Source organism: Roseinatronobacter ekhonensis (genome assembly GCF_900499075.1).
Taxonomy (GTDB): Bacteria; Pseudomonadota; Alphaproteobacteria; order Rhodobacterales; family Rhodobacteraceae; genus Roseinatronobacter; species Roseinatronobacter ekhonensis.
In genome coordinates, this window is record NZ_UIHC01000166.1 from 1 (window position 1) to 1,176 (window position 1,176).

Sequence of the window (1,176 nt, forward strand, 5' to 3'; positions counted from 1 at the left end):
CCATGGCAAAAGCAAAGTTTGACCGCAGTAAACCGCACGTAAACATTGGCACGATTGGCCATGTTGACCACGGCAAGACGACGCTGACGGCGGCGATCACGAAGTATTTCGGCGATTTCCGGGCCTATGACCAGATTGACGGTGCGCCCGAAGAAAAGGCGCGCGGGATCACGATTTCGACCGCGCATGTCGAGTATGAGACCGAGGGCCGTCACTACGCCCACGTTGATTGCCCCGGCCACGCCGACTACGTCAAGAACATGATCACCGGCGCGGCGCAGATGGACGGCGCGATCCTGGTTGTGAACGCCGCCGACGGCCCGATGCCGCAAACGCGCGAGCACATCCTGCTGGGCCGCCAGGTCGGCATTCCGTTCATGGTTGTCTACATGAACAAGGTCGACCAGGTCGATGACGAGGAACTGCTGGAGCTGGTGGAGATGGAAATCCGCGAGCTGCTGTCCTCCTACGACTACCCGGGCGACGATATTCCGATCATCAAGGGCTCTGCGCTGGCCGCGATGGAAGGCCGTGACGAAGAGATCGGCGAGAACTCGATCCGCGCGCTGATGGAAGCGGTCGACACCTACATTCCCACGCCCGAGCGCGCCGTGGACCAGCCCTTCCTGATGCCGATCGAGGACGTGTTCTCGATTTCCGGCCGCGGCACGGTTGTGACCGGTCGTGTGGAACGTGGCGTGATCAATGTTGGCGATTCGATCGAGATCGTCGGCATCCGCGACACCAAGACCACGACCTGCACGGGCGTGGAAATGTTCCGCAAGCTGCTGGACCGTGGTGAAGCAGGCGACAATATCGGCGCATTGCTGCGTGGTATCGGCCGTGAAGATGTCGAGCGTGGCCAGGTGCTGTGCAAGCCGAAATCGGTGACACCGCACACCAAGTTCGAAGCCGAGGCCTACATCCTGACCAAGGATGAGGGCGGGCGCCACACGCCGTTCTTCGCCAACTACCGCCCGCAGTTCTACTTCCGCACCACGGATGTGACCGGCACGGTCACGCTGCCCGAGGGCACGGAAATGGTGATGCCGGGCGACAACCTGAAATTCGAGGTCGAGCTGATCGCGCCCATCGCCATGGAAGAGAAGCTGCGCTTCGCCATCCGTGAAGGCGGCCGCACCGTCGGCGCAGGCGTCGTGTCGAAAATCATCAAGT

General features: G+C 61.6%; 1 protein-coding gene. It reads left to right on the top strand.

What is annotated here, in order from left to right; all coding sequences use genetic code 11:
* Positions 1 to 2 precede the first annotated feature (2 nt).
* On the top strand, positions 3 to 1,176 hold a 1,174-nt coding region (gene tuf, locus ROE7235_RS19645; protein ID WP_121097737.1), incomplete at its 3' end, for an elongation factor Tu.